The 811-nt window shown below is 76.6% G+C and carries 2 protein-coding genes; one reads left to right on the top strand and one right to left on the bottom strand.

From position 1 onward, the window contains the following. On the bottom strand, positions 1–194 hold a 194-nt coding region (locus OZN99_RS32725; protein WP_270939345.1), incomplete at its 3' end, for a hypothetical protein. Between the two features lie 94 nt (positions 195–288). Here OZN99_RS32725 and OZN99_RS32720 point away from each other — a divergent pair. After that, the coding region (locus tag OZN99_RS32720) for an MFS transporter (RefSeq protein ID WP_270939344.1) at positions 289–811 on the top strand (523 nt) is incomplete at its 3' end.

The raw sequence follows: 811 nt of genomic DNA, 5'->3' as shown, positions 1-811 counted from the left end.
CCGGGCGGGCGCAGGGCGGCCTCCAGCGCGCGCAGCAGCTCGGCCCGGCGCCCATCGTCGCGCAGCACCTCGATCAGCCGTTGCAGATCCGACGCGGCGGCGGGCTGCGTGGCGGCCGGGGCGGGCTGCGGCGCCTGCGCGAAGGCCGGGGCGGCAAGCAGCAGGCAGCAGGCGAGCAGTCGGAGCAAGGACATGACCCCGCGGTGAATACCGCCGACCCATGGCGGTCAACCCTGGCGATGGTGAGGCAGTGTTGCGACGCAGCACGGCCCGACACAGGATGCGGCGGTGAACGCCGCCGGCCCGTCCCTGATCACATTGATGCTGGCGCTGCTGGCCGCCCACCTGGCGGGGATGGGGGCCTTCCTGACCGTACCGGTGCTGGCCCCGGCGATCGCGGCCGAAACCGGCCTGCCGGCCAGCCTGGCCGGGCTGCACACCGCGCTGGTCTATGCCGGCGCGCTGGTCACCGGGCCGCTGACCGGGCCGCTCATCCGCCGGCATGGCGGGGTGCGCGTCCTGCAGGCGGGGCTTCTGCTCATGGGCGTCGGCATCGCCCTGGCCGCGCTGGGCTCGCCCTGGGCGCTGGCCCTTTCGGCCCTGGTCGCCGGGATGGGACACGGTCCGGTCACCCCGGCGGGCAGCCATCTGATCGCATCCCGCACGCCGCCGCGGCGGCGCGCCCTGGTGTTCAGCCTGAAGCAGGCGGGCGTGCCCGGCGGGGCGATGCTGGTCGCCGCCGCGGCGCCGGCGATCGCGCTGGCCGCCGGCTGGCAGGCCGGGGTGCTGGCCATGGCGGCCGTCGCCTTGG

Source organism: Falsiroseomonas oryzae (assembly GCF_027856955.1).
Taxonomy (GTDB): domain Bacteria; phylum Pseudomonadota; class Alphaproteobacteria; order Acetobacterales; family Acetobacteraceae; genus Falsiroseomonas; species Falsiroseomonas oryzae.
This window is presented reverse-complemented; position numbering and strand designations above follow the sequence as displayed.